The following is a 17,420-nucleotide window of genomic DNA, read 5'->3' as shown; positions in this document are numbered from 1 at the left end:
AGAGCCCACTCAATCACTGCGTCTTGCTCGACAAACCAAAAATAATTGAGAGGCTGGGACTTTTGTCCCAGCCTCATGTAGCTTATACAGAATAGAACAGTTATCTGTTTGGCTAAAAGCTTTACTCTATTTCACGCTTTCGTTCATTTATCACTAAATAAAAATATCATATAAATAAACTTTTTTTAAAAAATAACAGGCCAGAGTTTGACACTTTTTTCACAAAGGAGTATACTGTTAGCATAGTTTTGTCGGAAATTTATAATAGACCCCATCAAAACTAGTTGTCAACCCTTGCTGTTCTGATAGGAACGTTTGCTGGTATCGTTGATACCAAGGAGGAATCATATGTCTAAAGTAGCTATTGTCACAGGTGCTGGTCAAGGAATCGGTTTTGCAATCGCAAAACGCTTGGTGCAAGATGGCTTTAAGGTTGGAGTATTGGACTACAATGCTGAAACAGCTGAAAAAGCAGTTGCTGAGTTATCGGCTGAAAATGCTTTTGCGGTTGTTGCTGATGTATCTAAAAAAGAAGAAGTGGCTGCAGCTTTCCAAAAGGTTGTTGACCATTTTGGAGATTTGAATGTTGTCGTAAACAATGCAGGTGTTGCGCCAACTACACCACTTGATACAATTACAGAAGAACAATTTACACGTACATTTGCTATTAACGTTGGTGGCGTGATTTGGGGTGCTCAAGCTGCACAAGCTCAATTCAAAGCGCTTGGCCATGGCGGAAAAATCATCAATGCAACTTCACAAGCAGGTGTTGTAGGTAACCCTAACTTGACTGTTTATGGTGGTACTAAATTTGCAGTTCGTGGTATCACACAGACTTTGGCGCGTGACTTGGCGGATTCAGGCATCACTGTCAATGCGTATGCACCAGGTATCGTCAAGACTCCAATGATGTTTGACATTGCCCATGAAGTTGGTAAGAACGCAGGTAAAGATGACGAATGGGGTATGCAAACATTCGCTAAAGATATCACTTTGAAACGTCTTTCTGAACCAGAAGATGTAGCAGCGGCTGTCAGCTTCCTTGCTGGACCTGACTCAAACTACATCACAGGTCAAACCATTATCGTGGATGGTGGGATGCAATTCCATTAAGATGAAAAAAGAGGTTGGGATCAACATCCTAACCTCTTATTTTGTGCGTTCACAATAAAAGAAACGGAGATCAAAAAAACCACTCCCGAAAGGGAAGTGGTTCTGTGTTGGTTCTTATTTGAGACCGTATTTTTTGTTGAAACGATCCACACGTCCATCTGCTTGAGTGAACTTTTGACGTCCAGTGTAGAATGGGTGTGAGTCTGATGAAATTTCAACACGGATCAATGGGTAAGTTTCACCTTCGAATTCAACTGTTTCGCTAGAGTACTTAGTTGAACCGCTGAGGAACTTGTAACCAGTAGTAGTGTCCATGAAGACAACAGGGCGATATTCTGGATGGATATCTTTTTTCATTTTGCAATATTTCCTTTCTGCCATGGTCTCTTTCCGAGCCATAGATTGTTACTAAGCTAGTTTACCAAATTTCCAGGATCTTGACAAGTATTTTCACTAATTTTATTTAAATTAATGATCAAAAAAATCACCCTGGCTAAGCCAAGGTGAATCTAATCTTATTATTGTTCAGATTGATTTGGATCTTTTGGTGCTTCAACTGGTTGATCAGCTTGTCCCTCAGTGTGTTCGTGTGATTCTTTTTTGATTTCATTTACAGCAGTTTTTACAGTAGAAGTTGTCACGCGTCCAACAGATTGGGCAAATCCTTTACCAGATTCAGCAAGTTCTTCGAATGTTCCTTTTGTGATTTTACCACCTGACATCGCCAAGAGACCAGTTACAACAATAGCGATTGATGCGATCAAAGCAAGGATCAAACCAAAGCCAATTGAAACGCCATAACCATTGAAGTCAACAGCGTACTTGTTAACACCGAAGACATCGATCAATGTTACGATAGTTGAGAGAGCTCCTGCTACGATAACACCAATTGCAAAACCTTTTGGTAGTGAAGATTTTACATCGTTCAAGCAAGCAAGGACAATCGCAACGACTGCGAAGATAATAACGAACCATCCATCTCCGCGAAGGCCATTCCAGCTGTATGAACCAAAATTTCCAGCATTAAGGCTTGCCCATGGCAAGAAAGAGCTAAGAATCGCTACCGCAGCAGAGATAATGATAAACAAACGATTTTTTTCCATAAAAAGTCTCCTTAAAAATTTTATTAGCTTTATTTTACCATAAGAAAGATCAAATGAAAACCCCGTGACCAAGATAAAAAGGCTGAGAAATCGTTCTCAGCCTTCGTTCGTGCGAGCCACTTCTTGTAGCTCTTTGTAGATTTGGTCGTTTTCTTCGAGGGAGTAGGAGTTGGCTCCACTCGCTAGTGGATGGCCACCACCATTATGTCGTTTGGCAATTTCGTTGATCACTTTTCGTTTGCTACGCATCCGGACTCGGAAGTGACCGTCGGCCTGCTCGACAAAGATAGCCCAAACAGACACGGTATCGATTCGTCCAGGAGCTCCGACAATTGCAGCAGTCTCTGAATCACGTAGATCGAATTTCTTCAAGAGCTCTTGTGTCAAGGTCACACGCGCAGCGCCATGTTCATCGATCTCAAGATGGTCATAGACATAGCCTTGAAGCTTAGCTGTCTTAAGGTTGATCGTATCCATCTGCCGAGCAAGTGCTGTAAAATCAAAGGGAATGCTTCGAAGATAGGCAGCGATCTCAAAGGTCCGAGTCGAAGTAGTAGGATAAAGGAAGCGACCTGTATCGCCGACAATCCCAGCATAGAGAAGACGCGCAGCACTAACTGGAAGCTCAAGATCCAATTCCTTAGCAAAAAGTGCGATTAACTCACTGGTAGAGCTAGACTCAGTATCGACCCAGAGCAGATCGCCATAAGCATCGTCATTTGGGTGGTGGTCGATCTTGATCAGGAAATCACCGTTCGTATAGCGCTTGTCATCGATGCGGGGAGTATTAGCCGTATCACAGACAATCACCAAAGCTCCAGCATAGTCTTCATCCTTGACCTCATCCATTTCAGCAAGCCAAGTCAAAGTCGGTTCATCATAGCCAGTTGCCAAAACCCGCTTTTGAGGGAAGTTGGCTCGCAGGAGATCCCGCAAGCCCACCTGGCTACCAATCGCATCTGGATCCGGATTCTGATGCCGGTGGATAATAATCGTGTCATAAGCTTGAATTTTTTCAAGAATTTCATTTATTACGTTCATACATTACCTCATTTTCTCTGTCAATTTTAACATAAGAAAGGCCAATCCAGCAAGCATTTATCACTAATCAGGAGCTGTGGAAGCGGTTTTACATTGGATAGATATTTTGTTAGAATGAAACCAATAAAACATGTTTTTCTTCCGCTACTATTTGGATCGCAAAGCAATTTACTATATTCGGAGTCACTACGATGGCGCGAATGATTACGAAAAACTGTTAGCATATGGTAAAGAAAATAATATTGAATTTGATTACACAACCGGCTCTAACTACCATAATCGCTTTAATCCAAAAGATGGCTTCAAACGTCCCTATAATATGAAAGTTCAAGTCCCTCAGGGCAATTCAGCTAAAGGAAAAGATTTGAACAATGCGCGGATGGTGGAGTTTATTGTGAATTTAGATACCGGCGAGTTTGAGAGTCAATGGGATGCCTATGACAATCATAAACTAGCAGATGGTCGCTATGATTCCAATCCAGGAAAATATTCTAATGAAGAATTAAGAGAAATCGCCAATACAGAGTCTTTTAACTATGGTCCCTCAACAGGTCAAAATTCCGATGTTACAGAGTTTTATAAAGGGAAACATGATAAGCTTGATATGAATACGCCAGAGCCAGCTACTCGTGCACGTGCTAAAAAAATATTTAAATATGAACTCGATTTAGGTGAAGTAGATGAAGATACAGGTCAAAAGGGGAAATTTGCGGATATAGCAAGGAAAGGAAATCAAGATTATGAAGCATGGCAACGAAATACAAAAGGAATGTCAGAAGAAGAAAAAGTGGAAGAGTATAATAAATTTAAGAAATCTCTTAATGGCAGTGCTGATAATAATACTGGCTATTATGACTATACTCAAAGTCAATTCTATCCGAAAGACCACCAGTAGTGCGTATGATATTTTACAGAAACAGAGATTTGTTTTGGTACAAGATAAAAATGACTGGGGAAAAGAGTGGAGTACTGGAGTAGGATTTGATTTAAAAGATAAGGAATTGTACAATTCGTATTTTGCAGTTATTGAGAAGAATAAATTATATGGTGGTTATGGAAATTATGGAACTAAAGAAATGTACCAACGTTCTTTTAACAGAGAAATATCATCCATTTTAGTTAATCTGAAAATTTCACCAGATGAAATCAAAAAGAATAATTATCAAATTACACGCTCACCAGATTCTTTAGTAAATAAAGAATTATTGAAAGAGGAATATCCGCCAGAATTTGAAGGTAGATATTCTATCAAGGATAGTCAATTCTCCAAAGTCCGCATCACCTACAACAAAGAATTCTTACCGACAAAAATTGAGTGGTATTATAAGGGTGAAGGAGGGCTAAAATGGTACACTTGGCGTACGTACTCCTACCCATTTAAAAATAAGTCTGAATTTGATAAGAAATTGGATGAAGAAATTGAAACTATTAAAGAGATTCGAGAAGAGAACAAGGGTGATTAAACCAGATTTGAAATAAAGCTGAGCATAGTAAAGGCTCAGCTTTATTGTTAGGAAGACACTTCCTTTTAGATGGATATTTTGCTAGAATGAGAGATATATGAAATTCATTAAAAAGAGATTATTCAGTCTAAAATCTTTCCTATTGTTAATTCTTTTATTGCTTACTATAGCTAGTATTTTCATAGTTGTTCAAAGAGGTAAGATTCAAGAGAATTCAAAGTCTATTATAGAGAAGCAAAGGTTTATAGAGACACACATCTTGTCTGGTGATGATAACAAGGAATCAATCAGTGCGGGTTTTGATTTAAAAGAAAAAGAATTTTTTTATTACCATGGAGCTGCAATAAAAAATAATAAATTGTATGGTGGTAGTCAGGAATATAGTGCTGCGGAGTATTATAAAAGAGCTTTGGATATTGAGCTCACTTCAGCACTTTTAAATCACCAAATGAATATTAAAGATATAAAAGATTCCAACTATCAAATTACTCGTTCAACTGATTCATTCATCAATAAAAAAATATTAGAAGAAAAACAACCGCCTGAATTTGAAGGTAGATATTCTATCAAGGATAGTCAGTTTTCCAAAGTCCGTATCACCTACAACAAAGAATTTCTACCAACAAAAATTGAGTGGTACTATAAGGGTGAAGAAGGACTAAAATGGTACACTTGGCGCACCTATTCTTATCCCTTCAAAAATAAGTCTGATTTTGATAAAAAGCTGGATGAAGAAATCGAAAATATTAAAGAAATTCAAGAGGAAAATGAGGGAGATTAACATAGTTTTTAGATAAAGCTGAGCTTATATAAGGCCCAGCTTTATTGATAGGAAGACACTTCATTTGGATTGGATATTTTGATAGAATGAAATGGATATGATAAAAGAAGTTAAACAATTAATTAAAAGAAAACGATGGTTACAATTTCCAAAAACAATTGTGGTAGTGTTGGTCGTAATGCTTATTGCAGTATTCCTAAGTAGTTGTAGTAACAATCAACCGGCATTGAATGTTTTAAAGAAAAAGCAATTTGTTATGATTAAAATGGGAGATTCTACCAATGAGCATTTTGAGGTTGGGGTGGACCTTGAGAAAAAAGAATATTACTATAATGATGAAACGGCAGTGAAAGACGATACAGTTTATGGTGGTTATAAAGCGGACTGGGATCGTAAACAGTATTACAAAACTGCAGTAAATAACGAATTATCATCAGTTCTATTAAGTAAGAAAATTACTACTGATGAAATTAAGAAATCCAACTATCAAATTACTAGCTCACCGAAAAGATTTGTGGATGATAAATTGATGAAAGAAGAATATCCCCCGGAATTTGAAGCGATTTATTTGAAGAAAAATCGTCAATTCACCAAGGTCCGTATCATATACAACAAAGAATTCCTACCAACAAAAATCGAGTGGTACTATAAGGGTGAAGAAGGCCTCAAATGGTACACTTGGCGCACCTATTCGTATCCCTTCAAAAATAAGTCTGATTTTGATAAGAAGTTGGATGAAGAAATTAAAACTATTAAAGCAATTCAAGAAGAGAACAAGGGCGATTAAGTAGAATCAGTCCAAATTCTTGAAACAAGCCCCTTCTTTCACCTTATCGGGAAAGGTTTCGTGCAAAATGCTTGAAAAAGTGGTATAATACGGGAAATAGATTTTGGGAGGAAATTATGACTGTAGCGAAGATTGTTTTTGCTAGTATGACTGGAAATACAGAAGAAATTGCTGATATCGTAGCGGACAAATTCCGTGATCTTGGTGTCGAAGTAGATGTGGATGAGTGTACAACTGTGGATGCGGAGGACTTCCTTGATGCGGATATCGCAGTAGTAGCGACTTATACATACGGCGATGGAGAGCTTCCAGATGAGATCCAAGATTTCTACGAAGATTTGGCTGGCCTTGATCTCAAAGGCAAACTTTACGGTGTTGTAGGATCAGGTGATACCTTCTACGATGAATTCTGTAAAGCAGTTGATGATTTCGACCGTTGCTTCGCTGCGACTGGTGCTGAAAAAGGTTCTGAGTGTGTCAAAGTTGATTTGTCTGCAGAAGACGAAGACATTGAAAAATTAGAAGCCTTTGCAGAAGAACTTGTAGCAAAAGCAAATTAATGACAAAGAGGCAGGATCGATGGATTACAGCCTCGATTTATATCCAAAATAAAGAGGAGACACATGGATTTAGATCAGATTCGTAAGGACATTGACCAGATCGATCAAGAGCTTGTAGCCTTGCTGGAAAGACGGATGGTCTGTGTCGGTCAGATTGTAGAATATAAGGAGCAGCAGGGCTTGCCAGTGCTCGATCAAGGAAGGGAGAGAGAAGTGCTTGAGAAAGTCGGCTCTCTCGTGACGGATGAGCAGTATCGTGCGACTATTCAAGCTCAGTTTCAAGATATGATGAAGCGCTCGAGAGATTACCAAGAGGAGGTGAGGGTGCGTGACTAGTCTATCGATCAAGCAAAAAGCACAACAGTATGTGGTCCTAACAGGTATGGCTCTTTTCATTGGACTCTTGGTTGGTGCCATTGACATGATTTTTGGTCAAGGTCTTCTTCTGATTGGAGATTTCCGAAGTCAGCATTGGCCCTTGATTCTTTTTCTAGCCATAGCGGGTCTTGTCATCGTTTATCTTTATAAACGTTTTGGTGGCAAGGCTTCAAAAGGGATGGGCCTCATCTTTGATGTTGGACACGCGCGTGAGGAGAAAATCCCCTTGGTCTTGGTACCGTTGATCATGCTGACGACCTGGATGAGCCATCTCTTTGGTGGTTCGGTCGGTCGGGAAGGTGTAGCGGTCCAGATCGGAGCGACCCTTTCGCACCGTTTTGCCCGTCATATCAAGATCCCAGATGCTTCGCGTATCTTTCTCATGACTGGGATGGCAGCCGGTTTTGCGGGGCTCTTTCAGACGCCGCTGGCAGCAACCTTCTTTGCTCTTGAGGTCCTGACGGTTGGGGAGTTGCAGTTGATGGCCCTCTATCCTGCCCTTATCGCCTCAATCGTGGCTAGCTTTACCTCTCATGCCCTTGGCTTAGAGAAATTTGCTGTGCCACTAAGAGAAACACTGAGCTGGACACCAGAGACCTTGATCAAAGTCGCTCTACTTGGCCTAGCTTTTGGCCTCGCTGGGAAACTCTTTGCTGTTAGCCTTTCATGGTTGAAGAAAACAGTCGCTCAAGTCTTGCCTAATCCTTATACCCGGATAGCCCTTATAGGGGCTGGACTCAGCTTGGTCCTCTTGACCCTCCAGCTGACCAAGGTCGGCACTTATAGTGGACTTGGAACCAATCTGATTGATGTAGCTTTTCATCAGGGGAGTGCCCATAGTTATGACTGGATCTTGAAGCTCCTCTTTACCGTGGTGACCATCTCAGCTGGATACCAAGGGGGAGAAGTGACACCGCTCTTTGCGATCGGAGCTACGCTTGGAGTCTTTCTCGCTCCTATGCTGGGCTTACCAGTCTTAGTCGTGGCCGCTATTGGTTATGCCAGTGTCTTTGGCAGTGCGACAACGACCTTGCTCGCACCGATCTTGATCGGAGGAGAAGTCTTTGGCTATGCCAATCTGCCATTCTTTGTCATTGCTTGCGCCATCGCCTATTGCCTGCCAAAAGAGTGGAGCATTTATTCCGGCCAAAAAGTTGCGAAAAAGTAGAGAAAAGAGCTTTACAAACCTGAAATTATCTGATATGATAGTTTCTGTGCGTAATGGAAGCACAAAAATACAGTTTATCCGCTGAGGGAGGTCCCTCAAGATTGACGAAGATAGGAGAATAAAATGAATCCATTAATCCAAAGCTTGACTGAAGGTCAACTTCGTACTGATATCCCTGCATTCCGTCCTGGTGATACTGTTCGTGTACACGCGAAAGTTGTCGAAGGATCTCGTGAACGTATCCAGATCTTTGAAGGCGTTGTTATCGCTCGTAAAGGTCAAGGACACACTGAAATGTACACTGTTCGTAAAATCTCTAACGGTGTCGGTGTTGAACGTACATTCCCAGTACACACTCCTCGTGTAGAAAAGATTGAAGTTGTACGTTACGGTAAAGTACGTCGTGCGAAATTGTACTACCTTCGTGCATTGCAAGGTAAAGCAGCTCGTATTAAAGAAATCCGTCGTTAAGACGAACAAGGAGGCGGGAGTGATCTCGCTTCTTTTTTTATAGGTCCCCTTAGTTCAATGGATATAACAACTCCCTCCTAAGGAGTAGTTGCTGGTTCGATTCCGGCAGGGGACATGAACAAAAAAGGAACTCGTGCATGCAAGTTCCTTTTTGTGTGTAAGAAAGAAGTTAAAAATAGGTGGAATATCTAGATGAAAATCTATTACGAATAAGGAATATGTTAATTAATTACCGTAAGCAGTAACTTCATAATGATCGGTGCGTAATAGAGGGATTGTACGAGTATCACCACGGACTGTTTCATATTCAGTTAATCCAATGTTTTTACCATACACGGAGATAATATCATTCTCAGCAATTACCTTTGTATATAATGTGCTAGGAATACCAACCATGACAACTTTATTATAATCGCTATCTATAGCTATACGTAACAGATAGAATCCATCCTGTTTTTGATTTTGTAGAACTTTCCCACTAAAAGTAATTTTTTGTCCTTTTTCAATCTCATCGTGATTCCATACAGCAAAATCTACTGTAGTATAATCTGCTGGATTAAAAGGTTCAGATGATGTAGCAGTTTGTGTTGAAGTGCTAGTTTGTGTTGAAGAAGTAGAAGTCGAGGTAGAACTCTCTTCATTTGAGGTTGAACTAGTTGTCATTTCAACCTCATCATCTTCGGCATCAGTGCTTGCTTGGTTCTGAGAACAAGCAGTGACGAAAACAGTAGATAGTAGCACTGCACTTGAAAGTAATAGTTTTTTCATATTAAACTCCTTTATCCTCATAAAGGGAACTTTATTAAATAATTCCTATGTAGTAATTTTAACATATTTTAGGTAAGACCACAATCTCTCTCCACTTTTTCTTTGACTCTCCTTACTTATTTTTCTAAAATAGTAGGTGTGTGAAGGGAGATTAATATGAAAAAAGGTTTGGTAATTTTGCTTTCTGCTTTGGTCTTGGCTTCGTGTGGTCGTCCTCAGAGGATGGTGACGCCTAAGAGTTCGGATACCAAGCAGACCAGCACTTCAGAAAAGAAACAGTCTGGTATGGACTTGAAAGCCATCAAGGCTAAGGACTACTCGAGTATCAAGGGGACTTGGATCGATGGGCGTGGCAATGAGCTGGTCTTTGATGACAAGGGCTTGGTCAGCGAGGATGCTGAGCTTGATGCATCGAGCTTTAAGCAGAAGGATCAGATCGCTGAGATGACGGTCAGTGCCAAGTCGGGTGTTGGAGGCTACGGTCTCTTGCTCCTTCCAAAAGGTCAGAAAGCGGGCAAAGACGATGCTTCGGATAAGTCCAAGGATCGGATCTGGGCTGGTCAGTCACCAGCTTATGGCGATGATGACAATTTCTACTATCGCAAGAAAGAGCAGCCGAAAGATCGGGAGCAAGTAGATACAGATGATAGCAGTAGTACGTATAAGACGAGTAAGGCCAAGAAGTGGAATACTCGATCGGATAGCGAGGTCAAGTCTTCGAAGAAGGCAGATCAGAATGATTATCCAGGCTACACCGCTGCTCAAGTTGAAGCTGCTCGTGTCTGGGCTTATGTGATCAAGAACGTGCCATCAGAGTTAAATATTTCAAATAGTGCAGCTGGAACAAAGATTTATAATGGTGGCTTAGGCGTTGATTATCCAAAAGATGTGCGTCATCTATTTGGTTCATATTCAGCTGAAGGAAATATCACCTATGCATCCAATGGTGATGGGACGGTGACGATCTACCCTGTACCAAGTCACTGGCAACAGTCTGCAGATGAACTCAATAGTGAAGAGTTTATGACGCAATTTACCCAAGGAATCTTGGATCATGCAGAGACGGTGACTTTGCCAGATGGGGATCCAGATATGATTCGTCAGATTCTTGCCGTACTGAAGTAAGAGAGAGAGTATGGTAGAATAATATTAAATGATAATTTTTAAACTGTTAAATATCTAAGTACTTATAAGATTATAAAATTAAAATTTTGGAATGTCTTTTACTGGAAGCTTTATCTAATTTTGGTCAATTACAGGTCATTTTCGACTTGTTAAAAATTAAAAGGAGGCAATCTATGAAAAAAACTATGTTTGCAACAATGACCATTCTCTCGCTATTTCTGTCATCGTGCGCGCAAAAAGAAGTGAAGAATGAAGACAAAAAAGAGCAGTCTACTGAACAGAGTGTAAAAGATTCTACAAAGGAAAGTAAAGAATCAGTGGTCAAAGGAATGAATCAAGCCCCTACCTCATTGGTTGGAAATGAAAAACCTAATGTAGTATTTGCTTATATGCTTCAAAATCAAATCAATGGCGAAATTGAGATGGGGAAAGTGTATTATAATGAAGAATATCTGGTCCTTGTCTTATCTGCATCAGAAAATATGCTATCTTTAGCAAATATAAATCCAAAAGATTATTGTAAGACGCTTTTTGATTTAAAAGAAGAGATAGTAAAGCAATACAATGCAACTCAAAACAAACCGAGCAGTATAAAACTTAAAATATATGATAAAGACGAGAAGCTCTTGGCAACGGAGGAAAATGGAGCGTTGGTGATTAAGTAACTAAATTTAGTCAACCATTTGTCGCCATCTACGTTTTACATTCTTCTCACGAATCCACATTTATTGTTTTTTTAAGCTGATCCTGTTACAATGATAGTACTCGGAAAAGACTGGGCTTCCAGCCTTTTTCATTTCACTTTAGAAAGGTCTTTTATGAAACGCAAATCGATTTTGTTTCTCTATTTACTCTTGCTAGCGATCGGCCTAGCCTATGAGACCCAGTCACTGACAGAAGGCTGGATGTCTGGTAGTCAGTACGGGATTGTGGGACTTTCTACCCTGATCCTTTTGGTTTATGCACTTCCTGCTGTTTGGGCTCTCTTTCATTTTGCTAAGAAGTGGAAGTTGTCATGGGTACCGGTGCTCTTTTCTCTACTAGGTGGAGGCTTTGTTGCCGGTTGGTTGTCTAGCTTTGCCAATACCTATTTCCATGACATGATTCAAGCGATCGCTCCAAATAGCGACTTTTGGAACCAGTACGAGAGTGCCATCGCTGCGCCACTCTTTGAGGAACCCTTTAAGTTGATTCCAATCTTCTTTGTCCTCTATTTGTTCAGTGTCCGTCGCATCAAGTCGATCTTCCTCTTGGCGATTGCCTCAGGTCTTGGTTTCCAGATCGTGGAGGATTTTGCCTATATCCGTCAGGATCTGCCGGAAGGTTTCTCTTACACGGTGTCAGGGATTCTCGGTCGTGTGGCCAATGCGCCCATGTCTCACTGGGTCTACACAGGACTTGTGATGCTGGGGCTCTTCCTAATTGTCCAAGCAAGCAGAGGACGCAAGGATCTACGTCTAGCAGGCTGGGGATACTTAGTAGCTGGGTTTGGACTCCATTTTGTTGGCAATTCACCCTTCTCACAAATTGTGACCGAGTTGCCGATTGCGATTCCAGTCTTGAATGCTACTGGGCTCTTCTTGATCTACCAAGCTTATCAAACCGTCGAGCGATTAGAACAAGGAAAATAAAAACAAAAAAAGAATGCGTATGTTTGCACACATACGCATTTTTGTTATTTACCAAGACAGAACTGGCTGAAGAGTTGGGTAATGAGCTCATCTGGAGCAGCATCCCCTGTGATTTCTCCGAGGATTTCCCAGGTGCGGGTGAGGTCGACTTGGAGCAGGTCGACCGGCATACCGAGAGCCAAGCCTTCGTTGACCGCTTGCAAACTTTCAACAGCTTTCTCGATGAGGGAGATGTGACGGGCATTAGAAAGATACGTCGCATCTTGCTCAACCAGCCCAGCATTTTCGAAGAAGAGGGCGTTGATCCGGTCTTCGATTTGATCGATGTTTTGATTTTTCAGAACGGAAATCTTGATATGATCTTCCGGCAGTTGGTCGATTTCGATCTTCTCTGGGAGGTCAACCTTGTTGAGGAGAATGATGCGGTTGCTGTCTTGAGAGATTTCAAGGAGTTGGCGATCTTGATCGGTCAGGGGTTCACTAGCATTGAGAACCAGAAGAACCAAATCAGCTTCCTTGAGGGCTTTTTTCGACCGTTCGACACCGATTTGCTCAACGATGTCTTCGGTTTCCCGGATACCAGCCGTATCGACTAGTTTGAGGGGAACGCCGTTGATGTTGACGTATTCCTCGATAACGTCACGTGTGGTTCCTTCGATATCGGTCACGATAGCTTTTTCTTCGCGAAGGAGATTATTGAGGAGGCTGGACTTGCCGACGTTTGGACGACCGATGATAGCAGTAGAGATCCCTTCACGCAAGATCTTGCCACGACGGGCAGTCTTGAGGAGGTTGGTCAAAAGAGCTTCAAACTCACTGGTCTTTTCACGGATGATCTCAGTGGTTGCTTCTTCGACATCATCGTACTCAGGATAGTCGATATTGACTTCGACCTGGGCCAGAGTATTGAGGATCTCTTGGCGCGTGTTGTTGATGAGGTCAGACAAGGAACCGTCCAACTGTTTGACTGCAATATTCATAGCCTTGTCGGTCTTGGCGCGGATAATGTCCATGACAGCTTCAGCTTGGGTTAAATCGACCCGACCGTTCAGAAAGGCCCGCTTGGTAAATTCCCCAGGTTCTGCCAGACGAGCGCCTTCACGGATCACCAATTGCAGGATTTCATTGGTCACTGCAATCCCGCCGTGGGTATTGATCTCGATAATGTCCTCGCGGGTGAAGGTCTTCGGCGAGCGCATAGCCCCCACCATGACTTCGTCGAGAATCTCGTCCTTATCTGGATCCACGATATGACCGTAGTTGAGCGTGTGACTAGCCACCTTGCTTAAATCTTTCCCTTTGAAGATCTTTTGCGCAATGGCAAAGCTGTCTGTCCCGCTCAAGCGGACAATCCCGATCGCCCCCTCACCGAGAGGAGTCGAGATGGCAGCGATGGTATCAAATTCTTTAGTAATCATGTCAATTCTCTTTTCCTGTAGATTCATCTCTATTCTATCGTAAAGTAAGCAGACGGGCAAGGTTTTGCTTTTAGAACTAAAAGTTGGAAAGGTTTTCAATTAATTAGTGAAATCTCTTACAGAATATGCTATACTGTAAGAGAATATAAAAGGAGGTCTATGATGGTAAACCTAAAAGAACAGGTAGGAATTAAGGCGGCTGAGTTTGTCAAAGACGGCATGATTGTCGGTCTCGGTACAGGGTCAACTGCTTATTATTTTGTGGCTGAATTGGGTCGTCGCATCAAAGAAGAAGGCTTGCAGATCACAGCTGTCACAACGTCGAGTGTGACCTATGATCAGGCTGAAAGTTTAGGCATCCCGCTCAAGGCCATCGACGATGTCGAAGTGGTCGATGTGACAGTAGATGGCGCAGATGAAGTGGATCCTCAATTAAACGGGATCAAAGGTGGCGGTGGGGCTCTCCTCATGGAAAAGATCGTCGCAACCAATTCAAAAGACTGCATTTGGATTGTGGATGAATCCAAACAAGTCGCAACCCTTGGGGCTTTCAAACTTCCAGTGGAAGTAGTGCAATACGGGGCTGAAAATCTCTTCCGTCATTTTGAGCAAAAAGGCTACCATCCTGCCTTCCGTCTTGCGGAAGATCAACGCTTTGTCACTGACCAAGGCAACTTTATCATTGACTTGGATCTCAAGGTGATTAAGGATACGGAAGCTTTGGCTAATGAACTAGATCACACCGTAGGCGTTGTAGAGCATGGTTTGTTCTTGAATATGATTTCAAAAGTGATTGTAGGGACACCAGATGGCCCTGTCATCATTGAAAAATAGAGAGTGGGACAGAAATCGGTTATTCGTTAGAATTCGATTTCGTCGTCCCACCTCTGCACAGTTGAGTAGGACTGTAAAAGCTGATGAAATCAGCGTAGTAGAGCCCACTCAACCACTGCGTCTTGCTCGACAATCCAAAAATAATTGAGAGGCTAGGACTTTTGTCCCAGCCTCGGATCAAACAACGGCTCTCTTCTTATAGGGATATGGTATAATATAGCTAGTTTAATAAAGGAAAGAGGCAGTATATGTCAAAATTTAAACGCATGCACTTAGTTGTGCTGGATTCAGTTGGGATCGGTGCTGCACCAGATGCCAATAACTTTGTCAATGCAGGAGTTCCAGATGGAGCATCTGATACTTTGGGACACATCTCTAAAACCGTCGGCTTGAATGTACCAAACATGGCGAAAATCGGTCTTGGAAATATTCCTCGTGAAGTGCCATTGAAGACTGTGCCAGCTGAAAGCAACCCAACTGGGTATGCGACAAAATTGCAAGAAGTCTCTCTTGGGAAAGACACCATGACTGGTCACTGGGAAATCATGGGGCTCAACATTACAGAACCTTTTGATACCTTCTGGAATGGTTTCCCTGAAGAAATTATTACAAAGATTGAAGAATTCTCAGGACGTAAGGTCATCCGTGAAGCTAACAAACCTTATTCTGGTACAGCGGTCATCGATGACTTTGGACCACGTCAAATGGAAACTGGTGAATTGATCATTTATACATCAGCAGATCCTGTCCTTCAAATCGCTGCTCACGAAGACATCATTCCTTTGGATGAACTCTACCGTATCTGTGAATACGCTCGTTCCATCACTTTGGAACGTCCAGCTCTTCTTGGTCGGATCATTGCGCGTCCTTATGTTGGGGAACCAGGCAACTTCACACGGACAGCCAACCGTCGTGACTTGGCTGTTTCACCATTTGCGCCAACTGTTTTGGACAAGTTGAACGAAGCTGGGATCGATACCTATGCAGTTGGTAAGATCAACGATATTTTCAATGGTGCTGGTATCAACCACGATATGGGCCACAACAAATCAAATAGCCACGGTATAGATACCTTGATTAAGACGATGGGACTTCCTGAGTTCCAAGAAGGGTTCTCATTTACCAACTTGGTAGACTTTGATGCTCTTTATGGTCACCGTCGCAATGCTCATGGTTACCGCGATTGCTTGCATGAGTTTGACGAACGCTTGCCAGAAATCATCGCTGCGATGCGTGAAGATGACCTCTTGATGATCACGGCAGACCACGGAAATGACCCAACTTACGCTGGTACAGACCATACGCGTGAATACATTCCATTCTTGGCTTATAGCCCATCCTTCAAGGGCAATGGTGTGATTCCAGTTGGACATTTCTCTGATATCTCTGCGACAATTGCAGAGAACTTTGGTGTTGAAAAAGCCATGATCGGTGAAAGCTTCTTAGACAAATTGAACTAAGATGACACGCTTCGCTCTCCTCGTAAGAGGGATCAATGTTGGCGGGAAAAACAAGGTCGTGATGGCAGAGCTTCGAGAGGAGCTCCAAACGATCGAGCTGGATGGGGTAGAGACCTACATCAATAGTGGCAATATCTTCTTTGAATCTGCTGGTTCTAAAGAAGAATTGGTGGATTTGCTGGGACATTTCTTTTGTGATCACTATCCCTTTATCCAGTCTTTTTCTCTCTTTTCAGCTGAGGACTATGCGCAAGATCTCGCTGCTTTACCAGCCTGGTGGCAGGAGGATCTGGCCCGCAAGGATGTTCTCTTTTACACAGAAGGCCTCAATCAGGATGCTATCTGGGAGCTGGTCTCCTCTTTTTCGCTCGGTGATGAAATCATCCATCGTGGGAATCTAGGGATTTACTGGGGCAAATACTCAGAAGAGACCTACACAAAGACCGCTTACCACAGACAAGTCCTCAAGATGCCGGATTACCGCCTGTTGACCATTCGCAATGCCAATACATTTGACAAAATTGGCCAATTTTTAAGGAAATCATAAAGGAGATATGCAATGACATTATTAGCAAAAATCAATGAAACAGCTGCTTTTTTGAAAGGCAAAGGAATGGAAGCACCTGAGTTTGGCTTGATCCTTGGATCAGGTCTTGGAGAATTGGCTGAAGAAATCGAAAATCCAGTCGTAGTAGACTACTCTGAAATTCCAAACTGGGGTCGTTCAACGGTTGTCGGCCATGCTGGTAAATTGGTCTACGGTGAGCTTGCTGGACGTAAGGTTTTGGCCCTTCAAGGACGTTTCCACTTCTACGAAGGAAACCCACTTGAAGTGGTAACTTTCCCAGTTCGTGTCATGAAAGTTTTGGGATGTGAAGGGGTTCTTGTTACCAACGCTGCTGGTGGTATCGGATATGGACCAGGTACTTTGATGGCTATCACAGACCACATCAATATGACTGGTCAAAACCCATTGATCGGTGAAAACTTGGATGACTTTGGTCCACGTTTCCCAGATATGTCTAAAGCTTACACACCTGAATACCGTGAGACAGCTCATAAAGTAGCTGACAAATTGGGTATCAAATTGGATGATGGGGTTTATATCGGTGTGACTGGTCCTACCTACGAAACTCCAGCTGAAATCCGTGCGTTTAAGACACTTGGCGCAGATGCTGTCGGAATGTCAACCGTTCCGGAAGTCATCATTGCAGCACACTCTGGTTTGAAGGTTCTTGGTATTTCATGTATTACCAACTTTGCGGCTGGTTTCCAAGAAGAGCTCAACCACGAAGAAGTGGTAGAAGTGACAGAGCGCG

The 17,420-nt window shown here is 42.1% G+C and carries 21 protein-coding genes and 1 tRNA gene; 17 read left to right on the top strand and 5 right to left on the bottom strand.

Features of this window, described 5'->3' with window-relative positions; translation table 11 throughout:
• Positions 1 to 348 precede the first annotated feature (348 nt).
• The gene (locus HMPREF2704_RS01905) at positions 349 to 1,113 is read left to right on the top strand and encodes a (S)-acetoin forming diacetyl reductase (protein ID WP_049472783.1); all 765 of its coding nucleotides are present in this window, start codon (positions 349 to 351) and stop codon (positions 1,111 to 1,113) included.
• 114 nt (positions 1,114 to 1,227) lie between these two features.
• Here HMPREF2704_RS01905 and HMPREF2704_RS01900 read toward each other — a convergent pair whose 3' ends face one another.
• The 3 genes from HMPREF2704_RS01900 to HMPREF2704_RS01890 form a co-directional block, all read right to left on the bottom strand.
• A complete protein-coding gene (locus HMPREF2704_RS01900; RefSeq protein ID WP_003016441.1) occupies positions 1,228 to 1,470 on the bottom strand; it encodes a type B 50S ribosomal protein L31 in 243 nt (80 codons plus the stop codon).
• Positions 1,471 to 1,631: 161 nt separating this feature from the next.
• On the bottom strand, positions 1,632 to 2,216 hold the full coding sequence (locus HMPREF2704_RS01895; RefSeq protein WP_070845494.1) for a DUF5336 domain-containing protein: 585 nt from the start codon (positions 2,214 to 2,216) through the stop codon (positions 1,632 to 1,634).
• Positions 2,217 to 2,312: 96 nt separating this feature from the next.
• Positions 2,313 to 3,257 carry a DHH family phosphoesterase gene (locus HMPREF2704_RS01890; protein ID WP_070845493.1) on the bottom strand — a complete coding sequence of 315 codons (945 nt, stop codon included), beginning with the start codon at positions 3,255 to 3,257 and terminating at the stop codon, positions 2,313 to 2,315.
• A gap of 130 nt (positions 3,258 to 3,387) precedes the next feature.
• Here HMPREF2704_RS01890 and HMPREF2704_RS01885 point away from each other — a divergent pair, with 130 nt between their 5' ends.
• From HMPREF2704_RS01885 to HMPREF2704_RS01845, 9 genes are all read left to right on the top strand, one after another.
• On the top strand, positions 3,388 to 4,152 hold the full coding sequence (locus tag HMPREF2704_RS01885) for a DUF3114 domain-containing protein (protein WP_083324073.1): 765 nt from the start codon (positions 3,388 to 3,390) through the stop codon (positions 4,150 to 4,152).
• A gap of 34 nt (positions 4,153 to 4,186) precedes the next feature.
• Positions 4,187 to 4,720: a cobalamin biosynthesis protein CobN gene (locus HMPREF2704_RS01880; protein WP_229099230.1), complete on the top strand. Its 534-nt coding sequence runs from the start codon at positions 4,187 to 4,189 to the stop codon at positions 4,718 to 4,720.
• Between the two features lie 97 nt (positions 4,721 to 4,817).
• Positions 4,818 to 5,501 carry a hypothetical protein gene (locus tag HMPREF2704_RS11465; RefSeq protein WP_256318006.1) on the top strand — a complete coding sequence of 228 codons (684 nt, stop codon included), beginning with the start codon at positions 4,818 to 4,820 and terminating at the stop codon, positions 5,499 to 5,501.
• Positions 5,502 to 5,598: 97 nt separating this feature from the next.
• Positions 5,599 to 6,288 carry a hypothetical protein gene (locus HMPREF2704_RS11380; protein WP_256318005.1) on the top strand — a complete coding sequence of 230 codons (690 nt, stop codon included), beginning with the start codon at positions 5,599 to 5,601 and terminating at the stop codon, positions 6,286 to 6,288.
• A 116-nt stretch (positions 6,289 to 6,404) separates the two neighbouring features.
• Positions 6,405 to 6,848: a flavodoxin gene (locus HMPREF2704_RS01865; protein ID WP_003007049.1), complete on the top strand. Its 444-nt coding sequence runs from the start codon at positions 6,405 to 6,407 to the stop codon at positions 6,846 to 6,848.
• A 63-nt stretch (positions 6,849 to 6,911) separates the two neighbouring features.
• Positions 6,912 to 7,184 carry a chorismate mutase gene (locus tag HMPREF2704_RS01860; RefSeq protein ID WP_049523030.1) on the top strand — a complete coding sequence of 91 codons (273 nt, stop codon included), beginning with the start codon at positions 6,912 to 6,914 and terminating at the stop codon, positions 7,182 to 7,184.
• A 46-nt stretch (positions 7,185 to 7,230) separates the two neighbouring features.
• A complete protein-coding gene (locus tag HMPREF2704_RS01855) occupies positions 7,231 to 8,394 on the top strand; it encodes a chloride channel protein (RefSeq protein ID WP_176745626.1) in 1,164 nt (387 codons plus the stop codon).
• A gap of 123 nt (positions 8,395 to 8,517) precedes the next feature.
• On the top strand, positions 8,518 to 8,865 hold the full coding sequence (gene rplS, locus HMPREF2704_RS01850; RefSeq protein WP_003003254.1) for a 50S ribosomal protein L19: 348 nt from the start codon (positions 8,518 to 8,520) through the stop codon (positions 8,863 to 8,865).
• A 43-nt stretch (positions 8,866 to 8,908) separates the two neighbouring features.
• Positions 8,909 to 8,980 (top strand) — tRNA-Arg (locus HMPREF2704_RS01845).
• Positions 8,981 to 9,090: 110 nt separating this feature from the next.
• Here the strand turns inward: HMPREF2704_RS01845 and HMPREF2704_RS01840 are convergent.
• Entirely contained in the window at positions 9,091 to 9,633 is a 543-nt protein-coding gene (locus tag HMPREF2704_RS01840; RefSeq protein WP_049474866.1) for a hypothetical protein, read from the bottom strand.
• 156 nt (positions 9,634 to 9,789) lie between these two features.
• Between HMPREF2704_RS01840 and HMPREF2704_RS01835 the strand changes: the two genes are divergently transcribed.
• From HMPREF2704_RS01835 to HMPREF2704_RS01825, 3 genes are all read left to right on the top strand, one after another.
• Positions 9,790 to 10,758 (top strand): DUF6287 domain-containing protein, encoded by a 969-nt coding sequence (locus HMPREF2704_RS01835; RefSeq protein ID WP_070845491.1) that lies wholly within the window; start codon positions 9,790 to 9,792, stop codon positions 10,756 to 10,758.
• A 173-nt stretch (positions 10,759 to 10,931) separates the two neighbouring features.
• The gene (locus HMPREF2704_RS01830; RefSeq protein ID WP_070674238.1) at positions 10,932 to 11,423 is read left to right on the top strand and encodes a hypothetical protein; all 492 of its coding nucleotides are present in this window, start codon (positions 10,932 to 10,934) and stop codon (positions 11,421 to 11,423) included.
• 153 nt (positions 11,424 to 11,576) lie between these two features.
• Complete coding sequence (locus tag HMPREF2704_RS01825) at positions 11,577 to 12,389, top strand: PrsW family glutamic-type intramembrane protease (protein WP_070674247.1); 813 nt, start codon at positions 11,577 to 11,579, stop codon at positions 12,387 to 12,389.
• Positions 12,390 to 12,433: 44 nt separating this feature from the next.
• Here HMPREF2704_RS01825 and mnmE read toward each other — a convergent pair whose 3' ends face one another.
• On the bottom strand, positions 12,434 to 13,807 hold the full coding sequence (gene mnmE / locus HMPREF2704_RS01820; protein ID WP_037607860.1) for a tRNA uridine-5-carboxymethylaminomethyl(34) synthesis GTPase MnmE: 1,374 nt from the start codon (positions 13,805 to 13,807) through the stop codon (positions 12,434 to 12,436).
• A gap of 162 nt (positions 13,808 to 13,969) precedes the next feature.
• Between mnmE and rpiA the strand changes: the two genes are divergently transcribed.
• The 4 genes from rpiA to HMPREF2704_RS01800 all read left to right on the top strand — a co-directional run.
• The gene (rpiA, locus tag HMPREF2704_RS01815) at positions 13,970 to 14,641 is read left to right on the top strand and encodes a ribose-5-phosphate isomerase RpiA (protein ID WP_070674250.1); all 672 of its coding nucleotides are present in this window, start codon (positions 13,970 to 13,972) and stop codon (positions 14,639 to 14,641) included.
• A gap of 248 nt (positions 14,642 to 14,889) precedes the next feature.
• Positions 14,890 to 16,101, top strand: coding sequence for a phosphopentomutase (locus HMPREF2704_RS01810; protein WP_070674253.1), 1,212 nt, complete (start codon positions 14,890 to 14,892; stop codon positions 16,099 to 16,101).
• A 1-nt stretch (position 16,102) separates the two neighbouring features.
• Positions 16,103 to 16,648 (top strand): DUF1697 domain-containing protein, encoded by a 546-nt coding sequence (locus HMPREF2704_RS01805; protein WP_070674256.1) that lies wholly within the window; start codon positions 16,103 to 16,105, stop codon positions 16,646 to 16,648.
• A gap of 12 nt (positions 16,649 to 16,660) precedes the next feature.
• Positions 16,661 to 17,420: purine-nucleoside phosphorylase (locus HMPREF2704_RS01800; protein WP_070845490.1), on the top strand; the 760-nt coding region annotated here is incomplete at its 3' end.

This window comes from Streptococcus sp. HMSC076C09 (assembly GCF_001837905.1).
In the GTDB taxonomy this organism is placed as follows: Bacteria; Bacillota; Bacilli; order Lactobacillales; family Streptococcaceae; genus Streptococcus; species Streptococcus parasanguinis_I.
The sequence above is the reverse complement of the archived record's forward strand: the minus strand, read 5'-3'. Positions and strand labels throughout refer to the sequence as shown.

What these genes read in the sequence shown, in the direction of transcription:
- HMPREF2704_RS01905 (WP_049472783.1), top strand. Translation starts at nt 349, where the DNA reads ATGTCTAAAGTAGCTATTGTCACAGGTGCTGGTCAAGGAATCGGTTTT.
- HMPREF2704_RS01900 (WP_003016441.1), bottom strand. Translation starts at nt 1,470, where the DNA reads ATGAAAAAAGATATCCATCCAGAATATCGCCCTGTTGTCTTCATGGAC.
- HMPREF2704_RS01895 (WP_070845494.1), bottom strand. Translation starts at nt 2,216, where the DNA reads ATGGAAAAAAATCGTTTGTTTATCATTATCTCTGCTGCGGTAGCGATT.
- HMPREF2704_RS01890 (WP_070845493.1), bottom strand. Translation starts at nt 3,257, where the DNA reads ATGAACGTAATAAATGAAATTCTTGAAAAAATTCAAGCTTATGACACG.
- HMPREF2704_RS01885 (WP_083324073.1), top strand. Translation starts at nt 3,388, where the DNA reads ATGTTTTTCTTCCGCTACTATTTGGATCGCAAAGCAATTTACTATATT.
- HMPREF2704_RS11465 (WP_256318006.1), top strand. Translation starts at nt 4,818, where the DNA reads ATGAAATTCATTAAAAAGAGATTATTCAGTCTAAAATCTTTCCTATTG.
- HMPREF2704_RS11380 (WP_256318005.1), top strand. Translation starts at nt 5,599, where the DNA reads ATGATAAAAGAAGTTAAACAATTAATTAAAAGAAAACGATGGTTACAA.
- HMPREF2704_RS01865 (WP_003007049.1), top strand. Translation starts at nt 6,405, where the DNA reads ATGACTGTAGCGAAGATTGTTTTTGCTAGTATGACTGGAAATACAGAA.
- HMPREF2704_RS01860 (WP_049523030.1), top strand. Translation starts at nt 6,912, where the DNA reads ATGGATTTAGATCAGATTCGTAAGGACATTGACCAGATCGATCAAGAG.
- HMPREF2704_RS01855 (WP_176745626.1), top strand. Translation starts at nt 7,231, where the DNA reads ATGGCTCTTTTCATTGGACTCTTGGTTGGTGCCATTGACATGATTTTT.
- rplS (WP_003003254.1), top strand. Translation starts at nt 8,518, where the DNA reads ATGAATCCATTAATCCAAAGCTTGACTGAAGGTCAACTTCGTACTGAT.
- HMPREF2704_RS01840 (WP_049474866.1), bottom strand. Translation starts at nt 9,633, where the DNA reads ATGAAAAAACTATTACTTTCAAGTGCAGTGCTACTATCTACTGTTTTC.
- HMPREF2704_RS01835 (WP_070845491.1), top strand. Translation starts at nt 9,790, where the DNA reads ATGAAAAAAGGTTTGGTAATTTTGCTTTCTGCTTTGGTCTTGGCTTCG.
- HMPREF2704_RS01830 (WP_070674238.1), top strand. Translation starts at nt 10,932, where the DNA reads ATGAAAAAAACTATGTTTGCAACAATGACCATTCTCTCGCTATTTCTG.
- HMPREF2704_RS01825 (WP_070674247.1), top strand. Translation starts at nt 11,577, where the DNA reads ATGAAACGCAAATCGATTTTGTTTCTCTATTTACTCTTGCTAGCGATC.
- mnmE (WP_037607860.1), bottom strand. Translation starts at nt 13,807, where the DNA reads ATGATTACTAAAGAATTTGATACCATCGCTGCCATCTCGACTCCTCTC.
- rpiA (WP_070674250.1), top strand. Translation starts at nt 13,970, where the DNA reads ATGGTAAACCTAAAAGAACAGGTAGGAATTAAGGCGGCTGAGTTTGTC.
- HMPREF2704_RS01810 (WP_070674253.1), top strand. Translation starts at nt 14,890, where the DNA reads ATGTCAAAATTTAAACGCATGCACTTAGTTGTGCTGGATTCAGTTGGG.
- HMPREF2704_RS01805 (WP_070674256.1), top strand. Translation starts at nt 16,103, where the DNA reads ATGACACGCTTCGCTCTCCTCGTAAGAGGGATCAATGTTGGCGGGAAA.